Genomic DNA, 5,752 nt, shown 5'->3' with positions numbered 1-5,752 from the left:
TCAGAACACGGTGGCGGAACTGGCACATGATTTGGACCTGTCAAAAGACGACATTCGCTACAAGGTCGCGGGCGTCAATCACGTCGCCTTCTTCCTGCGGCTTGAGCATCAGGGCCATGATCTTTACCCCGCCCTTCGGCAAGGTTATGTCAGCGGCAGAATGCCCAAGGCCCCGCTGCTGATGCCGCGTTGCCCCAACAAGGTGCGCTACGAAGTGATGGACCACCTTGGCTATTTCTGCACCGAAAGTTCTGAGCATTTGGCAGAATACGTGCCATGGTTCATCAAAGACGGGCGGGCGGACCTGATCGAGAAGTTCTCAATCCCACTCGATGAATACCCGACCCGCTGTGTGGAACAGATGAGCAACTGGAAAGAGCAGGCCAAAACCCTGACCGACGGGCGCGACATTGCCGTCACTCGCAGCCATGAGTTTGCGGCAGACATAATGAACGCAATCATCTCTGACACCCCCTACGTGGCATATGGCAATCTGCCAAACACCGGCCAGATACCTCAGCTGCCGATGGGGGCTGCTGTCGAAACACCGTGTCTGGTTGATGCAAATGGCATTCAACCTTCTGTCATCGCAGACATCCCACCGCAGCTGATCGCCCTGATGCGTAGCCAGATCAACGTTCAGGAACTCACAGTCAGGGCATTGGTCGACCAGAACCCCGAGCATATCTTTCATGCAGCCATGATGGACCCGCACACCGCCGCCGAGCTGGACCTGCGCCAAATTCGAAATCTGGTGAACGACCTTCTGTCTGCCCATGCCGACTGGCTGCCAGATTGGTGCCGCCCATCTCGCGCTGCTTGAATTTCACCTTTTTACAAATACTCAAATCCACCCAGACCTAAAAAAGCATCACAGAACAATGTCAAAACGCCGCTCACAGCACTGGTACGGGAAACTCGACAAGGATGGGTTCATCCATCGATCCTGGATGAAAAATCAGGGTTTTCCTGATCACGCCTTCGATGGGCGGCCAATTATTGGAATTTGCAACACGTGGTCGGAGCTAACCCCTTGCAATTCCGGCCTCCGCGATCTGGCCGAAGGGGTAAAGCGCGGTGTGTGGGAGGCCGGGGGCTTTCCCGTCGAATTCCCGGTCATGTCGCTGGGCGAGACCCAGATGAAACCCACAGCCATGCTGTTTCGCAACCTTCTGGCCATGGATGTCGAAGAGTCGATCCGCGCATATGGCATTGACGGTGTGGTTCTGCTGGGCGGGTGCGACAAGACCACGCCGGGCCAACTCATGGGCGCGGCCTCGGTCGACCTGCCGTCGATCGTTGTCAGCTCCGGCCCTATGCTGAATGGAAAATATCGCGGTCAGGATATTGGCTCAGGAACCGATGTGTGGAAGTTCTCCGAGGCCGTGCGTGCCGGAGAGATGACCCTTCAGGATTTTATGAACGCGGAATCCGGGATGTCCCGCAGTGCCGGGGTTTGCATGACCATGGGGACGGCCAGCACCATGGCGTCTCTGGTCGAAGCGATGGGCATGAGCCTGCCCACCAATGCCGCCCTGCCCGCCGTTGACGCCCGCCGCATGGCCCTCGCCCATTTGACAGGCAAGCGGATTGTCGAAATGGTCGACGAAGACCTGAAACCATCCGACATTCTGACCAGAGAAGCCTTCGAGAATGCAATCCTCGCCAATGCGGCCGTTGGGGGATCGACCAATGCCGTTGTTCATCTACTGGCGCTCGCAGGTCGCGTGGGCGTTGACCTGACGCTCAAGGACTTTGAAATCGGATCAGAGATTCCCCTTCTGGTGAACTGCATGCCCTCAGGCAAATACCTGATGGAAGATTTCTGTTACGCGGGCGGTGTGCCGGCTGTGCTGAGCGAACTCAAACCTTTCCTGCGCCCGGCCAGAACGGTTCTGAACAAGGACATCTCGGCCCACTACGAAGGTGCTGAATGTTTCAACCGCGACGTCATTCGCCCTTTCAACGATCCGGTGAAGCCCGCTGCTGGCCTTCGTGTTTTACGCGGCAATCTTGCGCCCAACGGGGCCATCGTCAAACCTTCTGCCGCAACAGATGCCCTTCTTGAAACCGAGGGTGAGGCGTTTGTTTTCGAAAATATCGAAGACCTGAAAGCCAATATCGACCGGGTTGATCTGCCCGTCACATCCAAGAGCATTCTGGTGCTCAAGGGATGTGGACCCAAGGGTTATCCCGGGATGCCCGAGGTGGGAAACATGCCGATTCCGGCGAGATTGGTGAAGGAAGGCGTTCGCGACATGATCCGTATCTCGGATGCCCGCATGTCCGGTACAGCCTATGGCACCGTCATCCTGCATGTCAGCCCCGAGGCACAGGCGGGCGGCACACTGGCGCTGGTGAAAACCGGCGACCGCATCCGCGTCTCGGCCAGCGCTGGAAAGCTTGAGCTGTTGGTGGACGAAAAAGAACTGGACGCGCGCCGAGCCCAATGGAAACCAGATAAGCCACATTATTCCCGCGGGTATGCCAAACTTTATGTCGATCACGTGTTGCAGGCCGATCAGGGGGCCGACCTGGATTTCCTCGTCGGCAAAGACACCCGCCTTGTGACCAGAGAGAGCCACTGATGACCCAACCAGCGACATTTCATGACCTGAACGGGTCATCCGTCTATATTACCGGCGGAGGCTCGGGCGTGGGCGCAGCATTAACGGATGGGTTTTTGGCTCAGGGGGCCAATGTGGCTTTTATCGGCAGATCGGACGCCAGCGGTTTTGTCGAAGAGATGCGCGACAAACACGGCCGCGCACCTCTGTTCATGCAGGGCGATATGACCGACACTCAGCTTCTTCACACGACAATGGCCAAAGCCGCCGAAGCCCACGGCCCCCTAGACGTTTTGGTTAACAACGCGGCCAATGACCAGCGCCATAAACTTGAGGAAACCACGACCGAGTTCTGGGACTGGATGATCGACGTAAACCTGAAAGCCTACTATTTCGCCTGTCAGGAAGCGGCCCGGCAAATGAAGGAAGGCGGCGTTATCATTAACTTCAGCTCGATCAGCTACATGATGGGCAATGCAGGCTATCCGATCTATACGACGTCAAATGCGGGCATTACAGGGATGACGCGGTCTTTGGCCCGCGAACTGGGGCCAAAGAACATACGTGTGAATGCGCTGGCTCCCGGTTGGGTTTTGACGCAAAAACAGCTGGATAAGTGGGCCACGCCCGAAGATTTGGCCGCGCATTTGGATCGACAATGCCTGAAAGAACATTTGACGCCCGAAGACATGGTTGCACCGACATTGTTCCTGGCATCCAACGCCAGCCGGGCGATGACCGGTCAGTGTATGGCGGTTGATGGCGGCGTCGTAGTTTCAGGGTGAAGCAATGAATACCGACTGGATCGCCGTTGATTGGGGCACATCTCACCTGCGGGTCTGGGCCATGCAGGGGGCAACGGTGCTGGACTGCGCGCAGTCCGACAAAGGTATGGCACGTATCGGAGCCGACGGGTTCCAGACCGCCCTGTTGGAACTTGTTGAAAACTGGCTGAAGGATGGCCCCATAGATGTGATCGCCTGCGGTATGGTCGGTGCACGCCAAGGCTGGGTCGAAGCACCTTATTCTACCGTTCCGTCGCAACCCTTGCCGCAAGTACCGGTCCGTGTTCCCAGCACAGACTCGCGCATCCGGGCCTTCGTCATACCCGGATTAAAGCAACTGAGCCCACCAGATGTGATGCGGGGCGAAGAAACACAGATCGCAGGGTTTTTGGGTGCTCGCCAGAACTGGGATGGTGTCCTCTGTCTTCCAGGAACCCATACGAAATGGGTTCAGGTCAGCGCAGGTGAAATCGTGAGCTTTCGGACGCTCATGACCGGAGAGCTTTTTGATTTGTTAAGTGCGCAATCTGTTCTGCGGCATTCTATAGGTGAAGGATGGGATGAAGATGCCTTTGCCGAGGCTGTGGCGGATACATTGTCCAAGCCCGAACAATTGGCTGCGCGCCTGTTCGGCTTGCGGGCTGCGGACCTGCTGCACAATCAGGACAAAGACATCGCGCGCGCGCGGCTGTCGGGACTGCTTATCGGTGCTGAATTGGCCGCCACCCGTCCATATTGGCTGGGTCAACAACTGGCTATCATTGGTGCAGATGCCGTATCGCGGGTCTATGCGGCAGCGCTAAGACAACAGGGCGCTTTCTTTGAGACTGCAAACGCCACCGAAGCAACGCTGGCCGGGCTGGCGCTGGCGCGCAATATGACAAGGCAAATCGCATGAGCCGCCCCATCATCGCCATTCTGCGCGGTCTGCAACCACAGGAAGCCGAGGCCGTTGGCAGAGTTATCATCGATGCAGGGATCGACCGGATCGAAGTTCCACTCAATTCGCCTGACCCGCTCGACAGCATTTCCATTCTGGCCGAAGCTTTCAAAGATCACGCCCTGATAGGCGCTGGTACTGTATTGACGGTTGATCAGGTGGACGCAGTTCGGAATGCCGGCGGCAGGCTGATTGTGTCACCCAACTATGATGCTGACGTGATCAAACGGTCTGTAGCGTTGGGGATGCAAAGCTGGCCGGGCGTTTACACGCCGACCGAAGCCTTTGCCGCTCTCGAAGCCGGGGCCACAGGATTAAAGCTGTTTCCTGGCGTCATGGCAGGCCCTGTTGGGCTCGCAGCACTTCGACCCGTTTTACCCAAGGAAACACGTATCTTCGCTGTCGGTGGTGCCGGGCCTGAAAACTTCGAGCAATGGATCAAAGCCGGTGCGGATGGATTCGGGATTGGATCAGCGCTGTACAAACCCGGCATGGACGCAGTCGAAATCGCAGCACGCGCGAAGCAGATCGTAACAGCCTTTGACAAGGCGGCAAGATGAGCACGATTTTTGACGACCGCCCCTGCGCGTTGGGCGAAGGTCCGCTTTGGCACCCTGCTCGGCAACAGCTATTCTGGTTCGACATTCTCAACAAACGACTGATGACGCGCGAAAGTGAAAATCAGATAAGCTGGGAATTCGATGAACATGTCTCCGCCGCAGGCTGGGTGGATCGCGACACACTGCTTTTGGCTTCGGAAACGGGTCTTTGGCAGTTTGAATTGACGTCCGGGCATCGAGCGCTGGTTACGCCGCTCGAGGCAGACAACCCAATCACCCGCTCGAATGACGGTCGCGCTGATCCTTGGGGTGGTTTCTGGATCGGTACGATGGGCAAACAGGCTGAAGCCGGGGCCGGATCAATCTATCGGTTCTGGAAAGGTACACTCAGATGTCTCGTGCCGGAAGTGACGATTTCCAATGCAATCTGTTTTGCCCCGGATCGATCCGTGGCCTATTTCTGTGACACGAAAACGAGGCAGGTCAAGCGCTGGAGCTTGAATGCAGTAAGCGGATGGCCCGAAGGGGAAAGCACCGTATTTCTGGACTTTCGTAAAGAAGGCCTGAACCCGGATGGTGCGGTGGTTGATGCTGACGGGAACATCTGGATCGCGCAATGGGGGATTGGACGTGTTGCGGCCTACACGCCCGAAGGTCATTTCCTGAAGGCCACTTCTTTCGAAGCGTCACATACGTCCTGCCCAGCCTTTGGTGGCGACAGCTTAGGCACGCTGTTCTGCACCTCAGCAAGGCAGGGGTTGAGCAACGCGGATATTGAATCCCAACCCACCAATGGCATGACGTTTGCAATGCCAAACGCGGGACGAGGGCAGGCAGAACACAGGATCATTTTATGAAGCCGGAACTTGGTGTGTGTTACTACCCTGAACACTGGCCCGA

General features: G+C 56.9%; 6 protein-coding genes. All 6 read left to right on the top strand.

The window, feature by feature from the left end; all coding sequences use genetic code 11:
• The coding region (locus AC2FNC_RS19785; protein ID WP_496716416.1) for a family 4 glycosyl hydrolase at positions 1-823 on the top strand (823 nt) is incomplete at its 5' end.
• 58 nt (positions 824-881) lie between these two features.
• Entirely contained in the window at positions 882-2,588 is a 1,707-nt protein-coding gene (locus tag AC2FNC_RS19780; RefSeq protein ID WP_480519826.1) for an IlvD/Edd family dehydratase, read from the top strand.
• Positions 2,588-3,352: an SDR family NAD(P)-dependent oxidoreductase gene (locus tag AC2FNC_RS19775; RefSeq protein ID WP_496716414.1), complete on the top strand. Its 765-nt coding sequence runs from the start codon at positions 2,588-2,590 to the stop codon at positions 3,350-3,352. The genes AC2FNC_RS19780 and AC2FNC_RS19775 overlap by 1 nt, the downstream gene beginning before the upstream one ends.
• A 4-nt stretch (positions 3,353-3,356) precedes the next feature.
• Positions 3,357-4,250, top strand: coding sequence for a 2-dehydro-3-deoxygalactonokinase (locus AC2FNC_RS19770; RefSeq protein WP_496716413.1), 894 nt, complete (start codon positions 3,357-3,359; stop codon positions 4,248-4,250).
• Entirely contained in the window at positions 4,247-4,852 is a 606-nt protein-coding gene (locus tag AC2FNC_RS19765) for a 2-dehydro-3-deoxy-6-phosphogalactonate aldolase (RefSeq protein WP_480477098.1), read from the top strand. The genes AC2FNC_RS19770 and AC2FNC_RS19765 overlap by 4 nt, the downstream gene beginning before the upstream one ends.
• Positions 4,849-5,709, top strand: a complete 861-nt coding sequence (locus tag AC2FNC_RS19760; protein ID WP_496716412.1) for an SMP-30/gluconolactonase/LRE family protein — start codon at positions 4,849-4,851, stop codon at positions 5,707-5,709. The genes AC2FNC_RS19765 and AC2FNC_RS19760 overlap by 4 nt, the downstream gene beginning before the upstream one ends.
• The last annotated feature ends 43 nt before the right edge of the window (positions 5,710-5,752 follow it).

Source organism: Ruegeria sp. BHSA123, assembly GCF_059613425.1.
This window is presented reverse-complemented; position numbering and strand designations above follow the sequence as displayed.

Coding starts and splice junctions, on each gene's coding strand:
- AC2FNC_RS19775 (WP_496716414.1), top strand. CDS start 2,588: ATGACCCAACCAGCGACATTTCATGACCTGAACGGGTCATCCGTCTAT.
- AC2FNC_RS19765 (WP_480477098.1), top strand. CDS start 4,247: ATGAGCCGCCCCATCATCGCCATTCTGCGCGGTCTGCAACCACAGGAA.
- AC2FNC_RS19770 (WP_496716413.1), top strand. CDS start 3,357: ATGAATACCGACTGGATCGCCGTTGATTGGGGCACATCTCACCTGCGG.
- AC2FNC_RS19760 (WP_496716412.1), top strand. CDS start 4,849: ATGAGCACGATTTTTGACGACCGCCCCTGCGCGTTGGGCGAAGGTCCG.
- AC2FNC_RS19780 (WP_480519826.1), top strand. CDS start 882: ATGTCAAAACGCCGCTCACAGCACTGGTACGGGAAACTCGACAAGGAT.